16 protein-coding genes are annotated in these 20,181 nt (G+C 36.8%); 3 read left to right on the top strand and 13 right to left on the bottom strand.

Annotated features, from left to right (window positions below; genetic code table 11):
- Positions 1-375 precede the first annotated feature (375 nt).
- From V5M37_RS07110 to V5M37_RS07090, 5 genes are all read right to left on the bottom strand, one after another.
- On the bottom strand, positions 376-1,971 hold the full coding sequence (locus V5M37_RS07110; protein ID WP_423801389.1) for a response regulator transcription factor: 1,596 nt from the start codon (positions 1,969-1,971) through the stop codon (positions 376-378).
- On the bottom strand, positions 1,959-3,773 hold the full coding sequence (locus V5M37_RS07105) for a sensor histidine kinase (RefSeq protein ID WP_423801388.1): 1,815 nt from the start codon (positions 3,771-3,773) through the stop codon (positions 1,959-1,961). The genes V5M37_RS07110 and V5M37_RS07105 overlap by 13 nt, the downstream gene beginning before the upstream one ends.
- A gap of 88 nt (positions 3,774-3,861) precedes the next feature.
- The gene (locus tag V5M37_RS07100) at positions 3,862-5,187 is read right to left on the bottom strand and encodes an ABC transporter substrate-binding protein (RefSeq protein ID WP_423801387.1); all 1,326 of its coding nucleotides are present in this window, start codon (positions 5,185-5,187) and stop codon (positions 3,862-3,864) included.
- A 71-nt stretch (positions 5,188-5,258) separates the two neighbouring features.
- Positions 5,259-6,092, bottom strand: coding sequence for a carbohydrate ABC transporter permease (locus V5M37_RS07095; RefSeq protein ID WP_423801386.1), 834 nt, complete (start codon positions 6,090-6,092; stop codon positions 5,259-5,261).
- 19 nt (positions 6,093-6,111) lie between these two features.
- Positions 6,112-7,080, bottom strand: coding sequence for a carbohydrate ABC transporter permease (locus V5M37_RS07090; protein ID WP_423801385.1), 969 nt, complete (start codon positions 7,078-7,080; stop codon positions 6,112-6,114).
- Positions 7,081-7,354: 274 nt separating this feature from the next.
- Between V5M37_RS07090 and V5M37_RS07085 the strand changes: the two genes are divergently transcribed.
- A complete protein-coding gene (locus tag V5M37_RS07085; RefSeq protein WP_423801384.1) occupies positions 7,355-7,990 on the top strand; it encodes a YesL family protein in 636 nt (211 codons plus the stop codon).
- Between the two features lie 82 nt (positions 7,991-8,072).
- On the opposite strand, the gene V5M37_RS07080 is transcribed toward V5M37_RS07085, so the two are convergent.
- The 7 genes from V5M37_RS07080 to uxaC form a co-directional block, all read right to left on the bottom strand.
- Positions 8,073-8,933 carry a sugar phosphate isomerase/epimerase family protein gene (locus tag V5M37_RS07080; protein ID WP_423801383.1) on the bottom strand — a complete coding sequence of 287 codons (861 nt, stop codon included), beginning with the start codon at positions 8,931-8,933 and terminating at the stop codon, positions 8,073-8,075.
- 3 nt (positions 8,934-8,936) lie between these two features.
- On the bottom strand, positions 8,937-9,941 hold the full coding sequence (locus V5M37_RS07075) for a Gfo/Idh/MocA family protein (protein ID WP_423801382.1): 1,005 nt from the start codon (positions 9,939-9,941) through the stop codon (positions 8,937-8,939).
- Between the two features lie 63 nt (positions 9,942-10,004).
- The gene (locus tag V5M37_RS07070; protein WP_423801381.1) at positions 10,005-11,165 is read right to left on the bottom strand and encodes a Gfo/Idh/MocA family protein; all 1,161 of its coding nucleotides are present in this window, start codon (positions 11,163-11,165) and stop codon (positions 10,005-10,007) included.
- Positions 11,166-11,167: 2 nt separating this feature from the next.
- A complete protein-coding gene (locus tag V5M37_RS07065; RefSeq protein ID WP_423801380.1) occupies positions 11,168-12,055 on the bottom strand; it encodes a sugar phosphate isomerase/epimerase family protein in 888 nt (295 codons plus the stop codon).
- A gap of 16 nt (positions 12,056-12,071) precedes the next feature.
- Complete coding sequence (locus tag V5M37_RS07060) at positions 12,072-12,989, bottom strand: AraC family transcriptional regulator (protein WP_423801379.1); 918 nt, start codon at positions 12,987-12,989, stop codon at positions 12,072-12,074.
- Between the two features lie 208 nt (positions 12,990-13,197).
- The gene (gene gndA, locus V5M37_RS07055; RefSeq protein WP_423801378.1) at positions 13,198-14,610 is read right to left on the bottom strand and encodes an NADP-dependent phosphogluconate dehydrogenase; all 1,413 of its coding nucleotides are present in this window, start codon (positions 14,608-14,610) and stop codon (positions 13,198-13,200) included.
- A gap of 103 nt (positions 14,611-14,713) precedes the next feature.
- A complete protein-coding gene (uxaC, locus tag V5M37_RS07050; RefSeq protein ID WP_423801377.1) occupies positions 14,714-16,117 on the bottom strand; it encodes a glucuronate isomerase in 1,404 nt (467 codons plus the stop codon).
- Positions 16,118-16,352: 235 nt separating this feature from the next.
- On the opposite strand from uxaC, the gene V5M37_RS07045 reads away from it, so the two are divergent.
- Positions 16,353-17,537, top strand: a complete 1,185-nt coding sequence (locus V5M37_RS07045) for an ROK family protein (RefSeq protein WP_423801376.1) — start codon at positions 16,353-16,355, stop codon at positions 17,535-17,537.
- A gap of 85 nt (positions 17,538-17,622) precedes the next feature.
- On the opposite strand, the gene V5M37_RS07040 is transcribed toward V5M37_RS07045, so the two are convergent.
- Positions 17,623-19,032, bottom strand: a complete 1,410-nt coding sequence (locus V5M37_RS07040; RefSeq protein ID WP_423801375.1) for an MFS transporter — start codon at positions 19,030-19,032, stop codon at positions 17,623-17,625.
- 325 nt (positions 19,033-19,357) lie between these two features.
- Between V5M37_RS07040 and V5M37_RS07035 the strand changes: the two genes are divergently transcribed.
- Complete coding sequence (locus V5M37_RS07035) at positions 19,358-20,023, top strand: FMN-dependent NADH-azoreductase (protein ID WP_423801374.1); 666 nt, start codon at positions 19,358-19,360, stop codon at positions 20,021-20,023.
- Positions 20,024-20,181: the final 158 nt, after the last annotated feature.

Raw genomic sequence — 20,181 nt, 5'->3', positions numbered from 1 at the left:
ATTTTACGTCAATGAATTGCGTATCGATCTGATTACAAATCGTTCTTGGCAAAATTAAAGAAAAATCAAGAAAAACGGCGAAAAACTGAGAAAAAGGCAGATGACGAACGCTTTCAGCAAGATTGTTTTCGTTTTCAGCATGATTGTTGCCGTTTTCAACCGCTTTGTAAAAATCCCTCACATCCCTGATAATAAGAATATCAAATCAAGAGGAGAAATAAAACATGAAAAAGTTAATTAAAACAGTTGTTGAGTTAATCGAAAAACACGGAGAATACGTCCCATTCGATTCATCCGAACCAGTAATCTCCAATCCACAAAAATAAAAATAGCGGATTGGTTTTTTTATGCAAAAAAACCTGCACTTATAAATTCTTAATCCTTATACTTATAGGACTTTGGAGAAAAGCCATAATTCTTTTTAAATGTTTTTAAAAAATAACTTTTACTTTCAAAGCCTAACTCAAATGCAATCTGTTCTACTGACTTTACAGAATGATCCAGTAATTCTATTGCTTTTTCCATTTTCACTCTTGTCACATATTCAATAAAACCTTCTCCCATTTCCTTCTTGAACATTCTACTGAAATAACTAGCATTTAAATGTAAATGGTCAGCTACTTCTTTTAGAGAAATTTTTTCACTAAGGTGGGTTTGTACATATTTTTGTGCTTTTAAAACATCTTTATTTCTTGTTGTCAAATTAATGGACTTTACTTGTTCAAGGAATTGACCACAGAGTTCTTCTAATACACATTCTAAATGTTCAAATGTTTCGACATCCTGAATAAAATGGTCTGTCGAGGTATTTGATTGGGTTTCAAAATGTTTTAAAGCGCTTATGCATAATTTAATATCAAATATTAATTTATTTGCCCAATCTTTTATGACTGCCGGAGAATATTTCTTCTCTTTTATATTATTTAATTGATGGTACAAACTCTCTACTATTTGATCTTTTTTATCTTTTAAGATCAACTCTTTTAGTTTCTGCGAAATCTGTACATAATCATGAAAAATAGAATCGCTTGTATAGGAAATTGGGCGAAAATATAGAATACTGCCATGTTGATAATAAAAACGTTGATCTTTATTTTTAAGTAAAAGTTGGATATTTTCGATTAATTGCTGGTGCTTCACATTTTGTTCTCCGATAAAAGAAGTAATACTAATGTTTAAAATGGTACCGATTTTTCTATGCATTTCTTTTATCATGAGTTCGATAAACTGATTTGTATCCATCGTTTTGTTTCTGTTCAATGGAATAAGAATAAGAAATACCCCTTTTAGATAGAAAGTCTGTACTTTTTGAGCTTTTGTAAGTACTTCTTCTACTACGTTGTTTACATTAAATTGAAGCAAACTTTCATTTTCAAAATGATTAATCACTTTTTGATATTGATCAATAAAGCATAGGATCGGTGTATAGTGCTCGTGTGTAAAGTCCATTCCCAAAAGTTGCTCGTGCTCTTCCCACCAATCCGTCTCTACCAAATTCTGTTCTTTCATAAGATTAGCTATAAACTTAGATTTGATATTATTTCTTTCTAAAAATGTGGTAACCTTTAAGTGCTGATTGCTTGTATGACGTTCTTGATCCAATTTTTTCTTTAATCTTTCTAGTAAAGCAATGATATTCATCTCTTCCATTGTTTCTTTTAAAATATAATCATAGACTTCTAATTTTAAGGCTTGTTGTGCAAATCGAAACTCATCGTGACAAGATAGGATCACATGATATGAGTTACTGTTTGATTTTTTTAGATGCTCTATTAACTCGATTCCAGTTAATTTAGGCATCCCAATATCGGTAATCAATACATCATAGGAATTTTCTTGCATATAGACATAAGCCAAACTACTATCTTGAAAGTGTGCCACTACTTCAAAACCATAGTCCTGCCATGGAATCATTTTCTTCAAAAATTCAATAACTATAACATCATCATCAACTAAAACTACTCCATACATTCTACACACTCCTTATGCACTGGAATTTGAAACGATAAAGTTGTACCTTCCCCTTCAATACTATATATCTGCATATGGAAGGATTCTCCATAAATCAAATTCATCCTTTGGTAGACGTTCTGCACTCCTATACCGTTAAAAGAATGATTACTTTTACTATGGTCAGTACGATTGGGTTGAAAAACTTTCTCCTTTAATCGTTCTAATGTAAGCTTGTCCATACCTTTACCATTGTCTGTAATGATTATTTCCAAATACGTCTTATTTTCTTCCTTTGCAAATATTTTAATTGTTTCCTTCCTATTATTATGCCCATGAATGACAGCGTTTTCGATTACTGGCTGTAAGAAAAATCTAGGTACTAGGAAACTAGCGGCTGCTTCGTTCACATCTATCACTAACTCTACATCATGTTGATGACGAAAATTCATCAAATCTACGTAATGCTTTACAATCCTCACCTCTTCTTCTAACGTTATAAAAGCGTTATTTCGATTGATCGTCATCCTAAGGAGTGCGGATAAAGAATAAATAAGTGAAGCACTGACTGTATCTCCCCCCATTTTTATCTTTAAGCGAATCGCATTTAGGACATTAAATAAAAAATGCGGGTTAATTTGTGCTTGAAGCATGTCTAATTCAGCATTTCGTTTCGCTTCTTCCTGTCTTTTAATCTGTTCAATCATATCCTCGATGGTATCAAGCATATGATTAAAGCTGTGGCCTAATTGAGCGACGTCATTATTTCCAGGAAGATGGATCCTGGCTGATAGGTCACCCTGTTTGATTGCTTTTGTCACATGATGTAATCTTGTGATTGGTTTCGTAAATTCACGCACAAGCAAGATCAATCCAATTAAAAATAAAACTAAAAAACCACCTTGAATCAAAATCGTTGTTCTCGTAACCGTATTGATTGAGCCAATCGTGTCCTCGTATGGGACAAGGCTGACCAATCTCCAATTTGAATAGGATACTGGATAAGAAACCATTAAATGCTTCTCTTTTTCATAGTCAACAATTTGATAATGATCGTTCATCACATCATAGGGTAATTTCATTCCTACCTCATCTTTATCCAAACTTGAATAAATTTCTCCTGTCTTATTGGTCAAATAAAATTTTGCCCTCTTTTCACTTTGAAACTGACTAAAAAGCTTTTTAATCTCATTTTCTTTTAAACTAATAATGATATAGGAATTTAAGGAATCAGAACTTTGAATCCTTCTTCCAATCGTAATAAGATACGGGTAAGTTTCTCTATCAGATTTAATGTAGGTTGGATGTGCACCCAGCCAATAGGTTTGGTAAAAACTTAAGTGGTCCAATTTTTCAAACCATGGTTTTTCTTTGAATTGTAAAGGATTAAAATCGATTCGTGAATAATTGGTGTAATATAAGTCATTTTCAAACAAAATGGTAATATACATAGGCATTAATAGGTCAGTAATTCCAGACAATTCATTTGATATTCTTATATAATTAAGAGCTATTTCTTGTTTTACGCTGGGTGAATCTGCATCAATTAACTTATGTGATTTTAGTAACTGATTCATGTTTGAATCAAATTGAATATAATTAGATGTATAGATCATATCGTCAAACATATTCTTTATTCCTAATTCAAGCATCCGTAAATCATCTTCTGATTGTTTGGCTGCACGTTGTTCTAATACGTCTTTCGTAAAATAATTTGAAACGATGTAGGTACTAACCCACGGAAAAAAAATGCAGAGAATGACGGAAATAATTAATCTCGTTCGAAGCGACATTTGCTTTATTTTTTTCCAAAATAACTTCACTGATGATCACCGCTTCCAATAGTTCAAACAATAAAAAATAGAGAGAAAACGTGTCTGTTTTCTCTCTATTATAGCATGAATATTCTAATTATTTATTAGCATCTACTACGGCTTGTACTTTTTCCTTAATGTTTTTCATGGTTTTATCAAGATTCTGCTCTCCGAGGAGATATAATTCCACCTCAGCACCAAATTCATTATAGGCTTCCGTAATATATGGAGGTGGAGCAATGACTTTACTTGGCTTAACAGAGGTAAGTGCATGCTTCAATGATTCCATATCAATGGCATCAGGTTTTTTGGCTCCATTTACCACTGTTTCTAACGCTTTGTCCATATCTGCTTTCTTCCATGACGGTGTCCAGATTCCCTGTTCCACAATCCCTTCAGTTGTCAACCAACGCATAAATTCATATGCCTCTTGCTTGTGTTTTGAGCTTTTGGCTATTGAAATTAAATCCCCGCCCATCTGTGCTACAGGTTTATCACTTGCCTTATCTTTTGGCCATGGTGCCCAAGCAATTTCAAATTCTGGTGTAAATTGACCCCATTCTGTAATCATAAAACTTCCGGAAGGAACCATTGATGCGGATTGACTAAAGAATTGCTGACGGTAGTCCATTTTTTGCGATAAAATTTCTTCAAATGGAACAGAAGATTTATCGACATTTTCTAACTGATTTCGCAGTTCCAGTGATGCGCGCAACATCGGATCAGCTGCGTTCGATGTGCCATCCTCGTGCAAGATCATATTATCTTCTTCTTTACTCATTAATTTTAAAACAGAATGGAAGTTATGCCATGTGTGCAAATATGAACCATAATGACCATCCGTTGTCAGCTTTTTAGCATATTCGGCATAATCATCCCATGTCCAATCAGTCGGAACTTTTAAGCCTGCTTTATCAAGATGTGCCTTATTCATCATAACGAGCATCGTGACATTTTTCATTGGCAAGCCATAATACTCGCCTTTAAAAGCTGGATAGCTATAATTGTATTCTTTAGTAACATCAATGCCTTCTGCTTTAGTAAATTTAGTGATTGGTTCAACAAGTCCTGCGTCAATTCGTTTTGCTAAATCTTGAGAATTGTTAAACATAATCAAATCCATATCATCGCCCGCAGAGGCCATCAAATCTAACTGTTTGAAATAATCCACAGAGCTCATATTTTCTACAAGCGGGATGGATTCCACTTTTACTCCTGGATGCTCTGCTTCATATTTTGCAATGACACCTTTCCATTTTCCAACATCCTCATTAATCCAGTGAACAAATTTTAACGTTACTTCTTTTTTAGATGAATCGGATTTACCTTCATCTGTTGCAGCCTTATCGTTACCAGAACATGCAACTAACATAAACATTGCAAGAATTCCAACCAGTAACAGCGAACCCCACCGTTTAATCACCATATTTTCCCCCTTTATATTTAGTTTGTATAGCAACTCTCTCTAAATCAATAGAGGCAGCAAATACCACTTTAACCTTTCACTCCGCCAAGCTGTATGCCTTCAATAACGTTTTTCTGTCCGATAATGAAAATAATCAGTAATGGCAAAATGGCGGAAACAGATGCAGCCATCATTAATGAGTAAACGCTGCCATGTTGATCTGAAAAACTGTTTACACCTAGTTGAATGGTGTATAATTCTTTTGTTCTTAGGAAAATTAATGGATTTTGGAAGTCATTCCAAGTCCAAATAAAACGTAATATTGCATAAGTTGCGATCGCAGGTCTTACTAATGGTAAGGCAATCGATCTAAAAATTCTAAAATGCCCCGCACCATCCATTCGCGCTGATTCTATGATTTCATTACTAATTCCGAGATAGAATTGGCGCAGCATAAAAGTTCCAAATACACTAAAACTATTTAATAGAATAAGACCAGTGTGTGTATCATAAAGACCAAGCCATCTATATAACAGAAATTGCGTTACTAACAATGTTTGCGGTGGAATCATGAAGGTTGCCAAAACGATTAAAAAGATGAAATCTCTTCCTTTAAAATTAATTTTGGCAAACCCATATGCCGCTAAGCATGAGAATGTACATGAAACTAATGTTGTTAAAACTGTTACCTTGATTGAATTCCAGTATAATAGCAGGAACGGCAATGACCCCGTCCAAACTTCTTTATAATTTTCAACCGCATTCCAATGCTTAGGAATCCATTGAATCGGAAAAGTTAATACATCCTCTTCCACTTTCAAAGAAGCAGATATCATCCAAAAGAATGGCATTAGAAAAGCTATTCCAATGAAAACCATAATGATGGTCATAATCAATTTTCTTATATCTAATCTTTGTACCATCTAAACTGCTCCTTTCTTTTTAATAATTCACCCATTTTTTCTGACCAAGAAATTGAATATAAGTAATGATCAAAATAATCACGAACATGACTATAGAAATAGCGGAGGCATAGCCTGTTTTTAATTCAATAAATGCCTGTTGATACAAATAAACAACTGGTGTTATGGTCGAATTTGCTGGTCCGCCATTCGTTAAAACGATGATTAAATCAAATACTTTAAAACTAGAAATTACACCTGTAACAAACAATAAGAATGTTGTAGGTGACACCAAGGGGATTGTAATCTTAGTAAATTGAGCCCAAGCACTAGCCCCATCCATTTGTGCTGCTTCGTAAAGTTCTTTTGGTATGTTCTGCAAACCGGCCAAGTAAATGATTAAATTAAACCCAATTCCTGTCCAAATCATAATTAACATTACAGAGGGCAAGGCAAAGGTAACGTCTGCGATCCAACCAGGTGGATTCTCAATCCCAAGCGACATCAGTAAATGGTTAATAGGACCTTTCGTTGGATGAAATAGCACTTGAAAAACCACTGCAACGGCTACAACGCTCGAAATAAACGGCATAAAATAGATCACCTTGAACAGATCTTTAAAATAAACATGTTTGTTAATGATTACAGCTAAACCAAGTGATAAAATTAATGTAATCGGCACCGCTAAAATTAAGATAATATTATTGATTAAGCCTTTAATAAATAGTGGATTGGAGAGTAATTTCGAAAAGTTTTCAAATCCTACAAATTTAGCATTTTCATAACCTGATACAAAATTCCAATCGGTAAAACTTAACACAAAAGAAGCGAGAATTGGAAATACTACCAAGATCGAGGTCCCAATAAACATCGGTGCAATAAATACGTAACCTGATAAATTCTCCTTCCACCCGCTAAAAGCGGCACTTTTTCTTCTTTTTGCCTGCTTGTTTACCTTATTTTTAGTTATTGGTGCAACTTTTGTTTCGGCCTTTACTTCGCTGCCCACGATTTTCACCTCTTTTTCTTTGTAGAAGATTTAGTTATCTTTATTGTAGGTTAAGTATAGTTTTTGATAACGCTTTCAACAATGTGGAATTTTTACATTATTGAGAAAATTTTTACTAGTTTTATCACCTCTCCAATTTCAGATGTAAAATCTCTAGATACTCTATTTAGTTCATGCTTTATTTTTACTTTTCAGGGAAAATTTTTACTTCCTATCGAAAAAGGAAAACTAGTCTTTCTGTGCATGATATATTTATAGGAAAGGAGGGAGCAGCATGCAATTAGGTTCATTTTCAAATGGTATTTATGTGGTTTGTAATTGGATAGCAAGACTAGCTTATTTAAATTTATTATGGATCCTCTTTACTTTAAGCGGATTCGTGATATTTGGTTTTTTTCCAGCTACTATAGCGATGTTAGCTACATTAAGACAGTATCTTTTAAAAAATCATCCACCAGTATTCCAAACTTTTTGGCAATATTATAAAAAGGAGTTCCATAACAGTAATAAATTAGGGTTAATATTCGTTGCGTTCGGCTCTATCTTGTATGTAAATATCACCTTTTTACAATCTACATCTAATGAAACAGCTGCTATTCTTTTATATTCCAGTATTATCATGAGTTGTATTTATTTTCTCCTCATTTGCTATACATTGGCTTCTTATGTTGAATTTGATCAACCATTGAGAACACATATCAAAAATGCACTTCTCATTACCATCTACAGTCCGATCCCAAGTCTATTTATGATTTTTGGAACTGCCGCAATATACTTTGCAGTTGCCGCTATATCGGGATTAGGATTCTTTTTCAGTGTAAGCCTATTAGGTCTTGTGATTCTCTCTTCAGCAAGTCTAGCCTTTAAAAGAATAACAAGAAAACAAGAAGAAATGAGTAATGAAACATAAATCTAATTTTTATATTTCACTTTACGCACACAAAAAGAGGCTGCCACTTATTAACAGCCTCTTGTTTTATTTGCTAATATTTTTAAAACCAGTCAGAATAACCTAGTTTTCTTAAGTGATTAGCAGAAATCTCCAAGCAATCAAATGGGTCACGGCCATAGGTATCATCTTGTTCTACCAAGAAATACTGTGCCCCGCTCTCAAGGCCTGCTTCCATAATACCTTTAATATCGAGGTTTCCTTCGCCAAGTTCTGCAAATTCAATTGTATTGGTGAATAGGTCAAAGAATTTCCCCATATCCTTGAAGTCAATTTGACTTGTATCAATTTGTCCAATACGATAATCCTTCAAGTGCAGGAGTGAGATACGGCCTTTATATTCTTTAACAAATTCCACAGGATTTACGCCCGCTCTTTGAATCCAGTGAACATCTAATTCAAACCCAAGCTTAGTGGTGTTATTCTTAATAATATCCAACAAATACTGACCATCATATTTTTGGAATTCTATGTGGTGTGTGTGGTAATACAATTCAATTCCGTGTTCAGCCAATCGGTGGGCCATTTCTTCTGCTTTACTAATAAATTCCATGATTTTATCTTTATGACCGATAGCTGTTAATGGCAGCATACCTATACGTAAGAAGTTACAATCCAGGGTCTTGCAGTCGTTTACGATTTTTTCAAAGTCACTTGTCAATGTCTCACCAGGCATTCCAGGAAGCATTGGCTCTACCGCAGCAGAAAGAGCCGCAATCTTAATATCAAAATCTTGACTTGCCCTTTTTATCTCCGCTACGTTCTCTGGAGTCATAGGAATTTGAGAAACTTCAACTGCGTGATAGCCAAGCTCACTTACTTTTCTCATTGTTTCATAGGCACCTAGCTCTTCCACTTTGCCTTTTAGCATCATCATTTGAACGCCGATTTTACCCTTTTTCATTGATTATCCCTCCATTTTAACTGCTTGTTTTATCTCTGAAGATTTACGTATAGCATCAATCATTGCAATAGAAACGAATGCATCCTTCGCATGAACATAATCATGAGAATTTTGGAGAATACATTGATAGAATTGGTTAATGGTTTTGAAATGGCTTGCCCCGTAATAGAATTTTGAACCTGGCAGTTTGGCGTCTTCCACCAATTCTTCCTTTTTACCTTCTTCTGTTACTCTCACCAAGATGCTATCTTTGATGTTGAATTTTCCTTTTTCTAACAATACCTCAAGCTCCACGCTTGAATTTTCTGCATTTGCATTAGTAGCAAAGAATAAGCCCTTCGCTCCATGTTTAAAATGGATATGGGCCGATGCCGTATCTTCCACTTCAATTCCATAGTCCAATAATTGATTTATAGATCCTTTAATGGAGTCGATTTCACCGCCAATAAGCTGCATTAAATCGATGGTATGCAATGCTTGGTTAATCATCACACCGCCGCCGGCCAATTCCATTTTGCCGCGCCATGGTTTGGCATCATAATACGCCTTCGGTCTAAACCAAGCTACCAGACCTTTTACCCCTGTAACCTTGCCGTATTCACCGCTCTTAACGATCTCTAGAAGTTTCTCAAACGTTTCATTGTATCGGTTTTGTAAACACACACCAATTTTAATATTACTATGTTCGTTCTCAAGTTTTACCAGCGCCTGTCCCTCTTCCGTGTTCAAGCCCAACGGCTTCTCTTGAAAAACATGAACACCTTTTTCTACACAAGCTTTTGTTACAGGGTAGTGCAGATAATGAGGCAGACAGTTATGAACACAATCAAGCGCTTCCTTTTCTAGCATCTCGTGATAATCTGTATAAAAGTTTACGCCAGTTACGGTATCTTTTAAGGATTCATTTATGTCACAAACTGCCACTAGCTCAGCGTCTGGATTTGCTTGTATAGCTGGTATATGAATTTTAGAAATATCTCCAAGTCCTATTACTGCTGCTTTAAGCATATGCTTCTCCCCTTTTTTGAAACGAACTCAAAGCTGCATTAGCATTGAGTTCGTTTAAGGTGATTACTTTCTAACCGGATATTTACCTTCTTCTGCAATCCGTTTATTTAGTTCTTCTAAGAATAAATCTTCATCAAATGGTAATTCCACTTCCTTGCCTAACCAGCTTGACAGATGCATTGCATTTGCAAGTCTCACACCATTAATACCGTCGCTTCCTGGTGCTAATAATGGTGTACCTTCAACGATCGCTGAAGCAAAGTCTTCTAATACAGCAATGTGCTGACCGCCCCAAACGCTTTCAAATTCAAGAACTTCCTCAGTGAAAATATCACCTTGACCGCCGCCCATGAAAATACTCATAACATCTTGCATACTCATGGTTGCGCTCATTTCATTTTCAGGCTTATTTAGGCGCTTGATAGTGATTTTTTTACTATCATCTACCACGATTTTTCCTTTATCGCCTAAGATTTCTAAACGGTCTGTCCCCACTACATCATGCGTACAAGTTACAAATACACCAGTAGCACCATTTCCATAATCAAAAACGGCAGTTACATCGTCTTCAACAACAATATCTCTTTGATAGCCAAAGTTTGCTTTTGAATAAACCTTTTTAGGCATACCGCAAATCCACTGAAGCAAGTCAATTTGGTGTGGTGCTTGGTTTACAAGAACACCGCCGCCTTCCCCGCCCCATGTTGCTCTCCATTCACTTTGATCGTAGTAACCCTGCGGTCTCCACCAAGTAGTGATAATCCAATTGGTACGGCGAATGCTTCCAATCTCACCATTATCAATAAGTTCTTTTACTTTTTTATAAAGCGGGTTTGTACGCTGGTTAAAGAAGATTGCAAACTTAACTTCAGGCTTTGTCGCTGCAAAGTCGTTTAGCTCTTTCACTTGTTTTGTATATACACCAGCCGGTTTTTCCACTAATGCATGGATGTTTCGTTTTAGTGCTTCAATTCCCATTTCAGGATGCAGGTAATGCGGTACAGTTGTAACGACTGCATTAACGTCACCGCTTTCAAGCATATCGATATAATTATCATAAAAAGGCACATCTGGATAAGTTTCTTGCGCTACTTGCTTTTTAGCAGGATCATTATCACATATTGCACCAATTACCATGTTCTTTACTTTGCCTTCTGAAATGAATTTAGCGTACATACCGCCTTCTGCGCCTAAACCAATAATCCCTAATTTTACTTGTTCCATTTTTACCGTTCCTCGCTTTCAATTTTTTTTAGAATTTCTAAAAGTGCTTCATATTGAAGTTTATAGCCGCCTGCACCATCAAGCCCTTTGTTGTCCTTAATGATCTCGGCCGCATCTTCAAGCTCTAAATCCTTTAATGAATCAAAGAGAACCAAATGTGGCTCTAGTGTTAAAAAGCCTTTATAGCCTGCTTTAATAAATTGGGAGAGGAGTTCTGGAATTTTCCCCTCACCTGTACCGCAGACTACATTTTGATTATCTGTAGTAACCGCATCTTTGATGTGAATATAAACCACTTCATTCTTTAATAATTCATAGCATGCCTGGGTATCTTCTCCGCATTGAACGAAGTTGGCAAAATCAAAAATCGCCTTAAAGTACGGGGAATTAACCTCTTTTAATATCTCATGACAGCGTCGTGCGATATCACCGTATATATCCTTTTCATTTTCATGCAATAAAATGACATTGTATTTCTTCGCAATCGCGGCATATTCCTTTATTTTGCGAATAACATCATCGCGGTAAATATCAGGGTTGTCACCCTTTGGAATATAAAAACTAAAAATACGAATATATTTGCAGTCCAACAGATTGCTAATCTGGCATAGGGTTTCAAGCATTTCTTTTTGTTTTGCAAAGCCTTCTTCATCATTGATGAAGACCTTGCCAATAGGAGATCCAATCGATGATACAGCTATTCCCGCTTTTTCAAGACGCGGAAGGACATTTTCTTTAATCTCAGCAACGGTAAAGTCACCGATGTTTTTCCCATCAATGCCCCGCAAAGATAAATAACGCATGCCTAGATTTGAAACAACCTCAAGCTGTGTATCAAAATCTGATGAAATTTCATCTGAAAATCCTGAGATCAATAAATCTTGATTCATTTATAGTGACTCCTCCTTATTGCTGTGTTGCTGGTTGTAGTTTATTTTTTCGATAGCGTGACGGTGTTATGCCCACCTTTTCTTTAAAAAAGCGGCTAAAATGTGCAAGACTTTCAAACCCCGATGCACTAGATACTTCAGCTAAGGAAAGATCTGGTTCCATTTCTAACAAGAACTTTACTTGGTTAAGCCTGCAGCCCATTACATATTCCATCACAGTAAAACCTGTGACTTCTTTAAAAACGTGCGATACATAATATTTGCTTAAACTAAGCTCGGACGAAATACGGTCCAAACTAATTTTCTCTTTATAGTGATCTCTTATCCAAGAAGCAATTTCCTCTACATGTACTTCCTTTTCTGTCTTCCTGCTGTTTACTTGCGCTAGCTCCTTCTTACTCATTTTATAGATAGCAAGCAGCAACTGAGTCAGCTCAAGCTTCACTTCAGCTTCTAATAGTTCACTCTTTTTACCCGTACGCTGAAGCTCTTCATCGATTTCGGTTAGAAGCCCCGATATTTTTTTCATCTGCCCGTCTACATATTGGCCATTTTCATCATAGCGTGTACGTAGAAGCGGGTTGTTCAATTTTTTAAACGGCATTAACAAATTCGGTATTCCGAGTGTGGAAATCAAATCAGACAGCCATGTTGGTGAAAAATGAAGCACACTTCTCGTATAGATGCTCTCACCCCAGGGGTTGGCTTTATGCAAGGTCATGCCATCCAAAAGAATAATATCACCGGGTACTAGCTCATAGATCCGATTATTAATTAAATACTTACAATCACCGCCGCAGAAGAAATAAATCTCATACTCGTGATGTGAGTGAAACTGAAAAGTATAGGATTCCACTCCGCGCATTCGATAAGATGCATAAATCCATTCATCTAATACTTTTCTTTTATATGGCAGGGAAATTAAATCTTCCACAGCTCTCACGCCTTCCCTAGTAGTAAGCGTTATCAAAGCTTACTTATATTTTACGCCTTAAGCTTGAGAAAAACATTCTCTGAAACTGCCTTCATTCTTATTAAATTTGACTGATATTGCTTTTTTTATTTTAGTTTAAGTAAAAAAAAGAGACAAAACCAACCATTTGTTTGGAGGTTTTGTCTCTTTTTAGGTAAAGAAAGGAAGCTTATTCCATCCAGTTTGTATGGAAAGTACCTTCTTTGTCAATACGCTGGTATGTGTGGGCACCAAAGTAATCACGTTGCGCCTGCAATAGGTTCGCAGGAAGTGTTTCGGTACGGTAGCTGTCATAGTAAGCAATCGCACTTGCAAACGATGGCACCGGAATACCGCGTTCAATTGCCAAGGATAGCACTTGACGTAGTGATTGCTGATAGCCTTCCACAATTTCCTTAAAGTATGGATCTAATAACAGGTTCTTCAATTCTGGGTCTCGATCGTAAGCATCTTTAATTTTTTGCAGGAATTGGGCACGAATGATACAGCCGCCGCGGAAAATCATCGCGATATCCCCATAGCGAAGATTCCAATCGTACTCTTCAGATGCTGAGCGCATTTGTGCAAAGCCTTGTGCGTAAGAGCAAATTTTACTCATGTATAATGCCTTACGAACCGCTTCAATCAACTCTTCTTTATTGCCTTCAAATGGTTTTGCCTCAGGCCCATTCAATACTTTGCTTGCCTTTACACGTTCCTCTTTCATCGCTGAAATAAAGCGCGCAAATACAGATTCAGTAATAAGCGGCAGCGGTACACCTAAATCTAAAGCGTTTTGGCTTGTCCATTTACCAGTACCTTTTTGGCCGGCAGTATCCATGATGACATCAACCATTGGCTTTCCAGTTTCTTCATCCACTTTTGTAAAAATATCAGCGGTAATTTCAATTAAATAACTGTCTAGTTCGCCTTTATTCCACTCTGCAAATACTTGATGAAGCTCCTCTGCATTTAAACCAAGGACATTCTTAAGGATAAAGTATGCTTCACAAATTAGCTGCATATCGCCGTACTCGATGCCATTATGAACCATTTTCACATAGTGTCCTGCCCCATTCGGACCAATATACGTACAGCATGGGTCACCTTCGACTTTTGCAGAGATGGCTTCTAAAATCGGTTTGACAAGCTCATAAGCTTCCTGTTTACCGCCAGGCATAATCGAAGGTCCTTTTAATGCGCCTTCTTCCCCGCCGGATACGCCAGTTCCGATAAAATGGTATCCTGCTGACGCTAGTTCCTTATTCCTTCTGATGGTGTCCTGGAAGAATGTATTTCCGCCATCGATCAGAATATCGCCTTCCTCAAGAAATGGCTTTAAAGAGTCGATTGTGGCATCGGTAGCAGTACCTGCTTTAACCATTAATAAAATTTTGCGAGGCTTTTCTAAAGAGTTAACAAATTCCTCGACAGTGCGGGCACCAACAAAGTTTTTACCCTCTGCTTCATTTTTCAAAAATTCCTCTGTTTTTTCGTAAGAGCGGTTAAAGACTGCAACGGAATACCCTCTGCTTTCAATATTTAAAGCAAGATTTTTCCCCATTACAGCTAATCCAACTACACCAATTTGTTGCTTTGACATATGACAATCTCCCTCCGTTTATCGGTTTGGGCTCGCGGGCACCATTAATATACCATCCATAATAGCGTTTTAAGCAAAGAACATCAAGAAAGGCATTTCTAAATTATCGCTGTAAGAAATACTTCTCTGCATTGTGATAGCCAATATTTCTAACCATTTGCTCCATGTACTCCTGATTATTTGGCGCTAAGCCTCTTTCCACCCATTCTCCAAGAATGTTGCAGAGGATTCGACGGAAATAATCATGCCTTGCGTAAGATAGGAAACTGCGGGAATCTGTCAGCATACCAATAAAGTGGCTTAATAACCCAACGTTTGCAAGATCCTTCATTTGTTTTTCCATTCCATCGATATGATCGAGGAACCACCATCCTGAACCAAATTGAACCTTACCCGGAATACCCTCTTCATAAAAATTACCCATCATGCCAGCAAGAACAACATTATCCTTCTGGTTTAAGTTAAATAATACCGTTCTTGGCAATGCATTCTCTACGTCAAGAGCATCAAGAAAGCGGGAGATGCCTTCAGCAAAATTGGTTTCGCCAACAGAATCAAAACCTGTATCAGGACCAAGCAGATTTTTCATTTTCGTATTATTGCTGCGCATGGCTCCCATATGAAGCTGCATGACCCATTGTTTTTCCGCATACATTTTTCCAAGCTCCGTTAATAGGAACGCTCTATATAAAGTGATTTCTTCTTCATCAAGCTCTTCACCATTGAACTTCTTATCAAAAATTGGTGAAATCTCTTCTTTAGTCGTTTGTACATATTCCATTTTTTGAATATCATGGTCAGATGCTCGGCCTCCATTTTCATGGAAGTAATCAACCCGCTGTTTTAATGCTTGTAAAAACGAATCTAAAGAGTCCACCTTAATCCCGGATACTTCCGATAATGTTTCAAGCCATGTTTTAAAGGTTGGCCGCTCAATGAAAAGGGCACCGTCAGGACGGAAGGTTGGCGCAATGATGGCCTTAAACGTTTCATCCTTCTTCAACAATTGGTGGTATTCAAGAGTTGAAACTGGGTCATCTGTAGTACCGATAAATTTTACATTAGATCGTTCGATGAAGGCTCTTGGCCTGAATTCCGGCTTCTCGAGTTTTTCATTGCACTCGTCAAAAATTTCACGGGCGGTTTCCGGATTAAGAACCTTCTCGATTCCAAAAAACATTTTTAATTCCATATGTGTCCAATGATAAAGCGGGTTGCCAATTAAATGAGGCACTGTTTCCGCCCAGGCAGCAAACTTCTCCCAGTCATCAGCGTCGCCGGTAATGAACCTTTCGCCAATACCATGCATACGCATGGCTCTCCATTTATAATGGTCGCCGCCAAGCCACACTTCCGTAATGCTTCGATATGGTTTGTTTTCCCAAACCTCTTGGGGATTTAAATGGCAGTGAAAGTCAAAGATTGGCAATCCCTGCGCGGCATTTTCATAAAGTCCCTTAGCTGTCTCGGTATTTAATAAAAAATGATTATCTAAAAAAGCTTTCATTCTATTCCCTCCCAATAGTAAAGCTTTAGCTGTAAACCCTTTCAATTGCGCTAAAAAATTTTAAAAAATACATATAGTTTAATTTAATTTGTTTATTAAACTAATTAATTACAAGTATAAATTATCATGTTTATCTTAATTCGTCAATGAAGGAAATCAATAATATGTTTTTCCGCCATTTAATAATTTGATATAATAGAAATACTTATAAAAGTGGATAAAATGGAGGAAATCAATGATTACCGGTGATGCGGCATATATAAAAAAAATAAATCGTTCCTTAATCATTAAGGAAATTGTAAAAGCAGGAATGATTTCCCGCGCAGATATATCCAAGGTGACTGACCTGACGAGAGCTACCATTTCTGCCCAGGTTGCTGACCTTTTGGATGAAGGACTGATTATTGAGACACAGCTTGAGCATTTTTCTGTCGGAAGAAAGCCGATTATGCTTTCATTAAACAGCCATGCAGGCTATGCCCTTGGAATCGACCTTGATTATGGCCAAATATCCTTTACGTTATCAGACCTGCTGGGTCATCCTGTTACATCTACTATTATTAAAATAAACACAACAGACTATGCAGAGATTCTTCATATATTAGTTGAGCAAATTAAAAAATATAAAGCGGAATACACTGACAGCCACTACGGAATTGTCGGAATTGTCATTGCCATCCATGGCCTTGTTGGGAAGGACGAAGTGGTTCATTTTGTACCACGACTTGGATGGGAGGATATTCATTTAAAAACCGATCTTGAAAATGAAATTGATATCGATGTTTATCTTGAAAACAATGCCAACCTAAGCTCTTTTGCAGAACGGGTATTTTTCCACCATGAAACAGATAATCTGCTTTGTGCCACTCTTTATTCCGGAATTGGAATGGGAATGATGATGAAAAATGACTTCTTTCGCGGGCATGATGGCTTTGCTGGTGAGATTGGCCATATGATTGTTGTCCCTGAAGGCAGGCCATGCAACTGCGGCAATAAAGGATGTTGGGAGAAGTACGCCTCAGAATCAAGTATATTCGAGTATCTATCCGAAAAAAGACAAATGAAAAACCTTTCCTATGAGGATATTCAAAAATGGCTTGATGAAGGTGACCAAGAAGTACACGAGCAGCTGGAACAGTTACTCTACTATCTCTCCGTCGGCTTAAATAATATGATTAATATTTACAATCCTGATGTCCTTGTGCTCGACAGTGAACTTCTAAGGATGTATCCGGATGCTCTTGATAAAATTAAGAGAAATTTACATTCGTCTATTAGTCATTACCGTGAGTTATCCATTTCTTCAATTGGGAAAAAGTCTTGCGTATTAGGTGCATGTGCCCTTGCGATTAAACATTTCCTTGGGGTCCCGATGCTGAATTTACCATTTGAACAGCAGGAGAATGAAATCGTTTCCTAAAAAAAATCCCTTTATGAAAAGGGATTTTTTTATTGCATAAAAAAGAAGATAGCTAAGTTCTCTTAACTATCTTCCATCTTCCATATTAAGAAGCTTTTCTCTTTTCAGCCAAATCAATAGCAAGCTGCTGTGTTCTTTTTTTATTTAATGGATATAGGAATACAAGAATTAAGAAAATCACGACTAGGGTAACTGCCGGAACCAATGTGGCGAGTGTATGAATTCCATTCAATGTTTCCTGTGTTTGCGCCTTAAGAGTTGCATTATAACCAACTGATGCAATCGCAAAACCACCCACACCACCAGCAATCGCTTGTCCTACTTTACGGGCAAAGGAATAGATTGAATAAACAGTTCCATCTTCACGTAAACCAGTCAGGTATTCATGATAATCGATAACGTCAGTTACAAATGCCCAAACGACTAAGTTAAATAATCCGTAGCCAAACATGGCAATCGCTAAAATTCCAATAAATTGGTTTGCATTAAGGTTTGGAAGTAGATATAAAACGCCATATACAACAGCTGCGAGTAACAACCCTGCTGCGGCAACTTCTTTTTTCCCGAATTTAGCTACTAATGGCTTAACCAATGGCATTCCCACAAATACTGCTACAGATTGAATAAGACCAACCATACTTAAAGCTTTGGCATTGCCAAAATAATCTTTAAACAAGTAAACGTTTACTGCACCGATTAACATAAATGTCACCATGAAAGCCAATGATGCAATCAAAATCCACAGTAAAGGTTTGTTTTTTGCAAGGCCCTTTAATGTTTGACCTAAATTCACTTTTTCCTTTTTTGTATCAGTGATTGTAATACGTTCTACTGACATTTTGTAGCAAGCCATATAACAAGCAATGGCAAGTACTCCAAAAATGATGGCCCCTAATAAAAAGTGATTGGCATCAGCCTTATTATTGACAAACAGAATCATTGGACCAACTACGTTAATGATTAAACCAGCGAGGTTTCCACCTAATGTTCTCCAACTTGATAGTGAAGTACGTTCAACTGGATCACCTGTAATTACAGAAGCCATTGATCCATACGGAATATTAACGGTGCTATATAATGTTCCCCATAATATATACGTTACAAATGCATATGCTTCATAAAATCCTGTAGACATTCCCGGAATGTGTACAAACATTAACACCCCAGTGATGACTAGCGGAAATGACATTCTAAAAATCCATGGTCTGAACTTACCGTTTTTCCCTGCTTTTCTTGTGTCAATAAAACGGCCCCAAGAAACATCGGCTATGGCATCCCATAGGCGGGCAACTAAGAAAAGGGTTCCTACAAAAGCAGGATTAAGACCATAAACATCTGTGTAATAGACCATTAAGAATGATGCTACTAAAATAAAGAAGAAATCGTTTCCAAAATCACCAAACAAATAACCTAATTTATCTTTCATTCCAAACGGACGAACTGCTGCTTTTTCTACATTAAAATCTGGTGCTTGTACTCTTGCACTTTGTGCCATGGTTACCCCTCCGTTATAATTCTTATTTGTAATCCTTTTCAAAAAACAGTTAAAAATAATTTGTTCATCTCGAGATTGGTTTATACTTCCATTAATTTGTTTAATGAACTAACAAATCAACTTCGTATATGTAGAATATCACCATCGACTTTTTTCGTCAATAACTTTATGTAAGCGCTAATATAAAAAAATTTCCCAATTCAAATGTTGAAAACTATAATGGTCACCTAATGTTCAAGAACTTCACCCATTGTTCAAAATTGAGCAAAGTAAATTTCATATAATAGAAGTAATGAAATCATTTAAACAGATGGGTTGTGTGTTGATGGAGAAATTACTTTATATTACCGCAAATCCAAAGGGTCTTGAAAAATCAAAAGGGTTGCAAATTGGAGAGGCTTTTCTCGAATCCTTTATAAATGAAAGGCCGGATGTAGAAATTAAGAGAATGGATTTATTCCAATTAGATTTTGTCCAAATGGATGCCGATTTAGTATTTGCACGCGGAAAATTAGCAGGATACGGCTATACATTAGACCAGCTTTCAGAAACCGAAAGGGAAAAAATCCTTAAAATGCACGCTCTTGCAGATGAATTTATTGGATTTGACTACTATGTCTTTGTTTCACCATTATGGAATTTAAATTCACCGGCGGTCTTGAAAGCATTCCTCGATAATCTATTTATTGCAGGAAAAACCTTCACCCATACTTCTAACGGACCAAAGGGATTATTATCAGGGAAAAAGGCGATTCACATTCAAACCCGCGGCGGCCAATATACAGGTTCCCCTACCCAGGAATTAGAGTCTGGAGACCGTTATTTAAAAATTGCCCTTAATTTCCTAGGAATTGACGTCATGAATAGTGTCATTGCTGAGGGCTTGGACCTTTATCCGCAAAAGGTCCCGGAAATTGTTGCCGCTGCCAAAGAAAAAGCACGTTTAGCCGCGAAGGAACTTGCGGGCATTTCTCAGCCTGTCCTCCTATAATATGAATAGCTTCCCTTCTATTGGGAAGCTATTTTTGTATATAAAAATTTCCCGGAAAATGTCGAAGCTCAACAGACTTATTTCTTTATTTTTTGTCGAAATTTCCCTTCTTTATAGTATAATCGGATTATAGGAACGAACCACTCCTGACCAAAAGA

This window comes from Neobacillus sp. SAB-20_R2A (genome assembly GCF_049568635.1).
GTDB classification, from domain to species: Bacteria; Bacillota; Bacilli; order Bacillales; family Cytobacillaceae; genus Neobacillus; species Neobacillus citreus.
This window is presented reverse-complemented; position numbering and strand designations above follow the sequence as displayed.

Bases quoted from the DNA above. Each gene is read 5' to 3' on its own strand.
- V5M37_RS07085 (WP_423801384.1), top strand. From the start codon at position 7,355: ATGCAATTAGGTTCATTTTCAAATGGTATTTATGTGGTTTGTAATTGG.
- V5M37_RS07040 (WP_423801375.1), bottom strand. From the start codon at position 19,032: ATGGCACAAAGTGCAAGAGTACAAGCACCAGATTTTAATGTAGAAAAA.
- uxaC (WP_423801377.1), bottom strand. From the start codon at position 16,117: ATGAAAGCTTTTTTAGATAATCATTTTTTATTAAATACCGAGACAGCT.
- V5M37_RS07075 (WP_423801382.1), bottom strand. From the start codon at position 9,941: ATGCTTAAAGCAGCAGTAATAGGACTTGGAGATATTTCTAAAATTCAT.
- V5M37_RS07045 (WP_423801376.1), top strand. From the start codon at position 16,353: ATGATTACCGGTGATGCGGCATATATAAAAAAAATAAATCGTTCCTTA.
- V5M37_RS07095 (WP_423801386.1), bottom strand. From the start codon at position 6,092: ATGGTACAAAGATTAGATATAAGAAAATTGATTATGACCATCATTATG.
- V5M37_RS07070 (WP_423801381.1), bottom strand. From the start codon at position 11,165: ATGGAACAAGTAAAATTAGGGATTATTGGTTTAGGCGCAGAAGGCGGT.
- V5M37_RS07080 (WP_423801383.1), bottom strand. From the start codon at position 8,933: ATGAAAAAGGGTAAAATCGGCGTTCAAATGATGATGCTAAAAGGCAAA.
- V5M37_RS07035 (WP_423801374.1), top strand. From the start codon at position 19,358: ATGGAGAAATTACTTTATATTACCGCAAATCCAAAGGGTCTTGAAAAA.
- gndA (WP_423801378.1), bottom strand. From the start codon at position 14,610: ATGTCAAAGCAACAAATTGGTGTAGTTGGATTAGCTGTAATGGGGAAA.
- V5M37_RS07110 (WP_423801389.1), bottom strand. From the start codon at position 1,971: ATGTATGGAGTAGTTTTAGTTGATGATGATGTTATAGTTATTGAATTT.
- V5M37_RS07065 (WP_423801380.1), bottom strand. From the start codon at position 12,055: ATGAATCAAGATTTATTGATCTCAGGATTTTCAGATGAAATTTCATCA.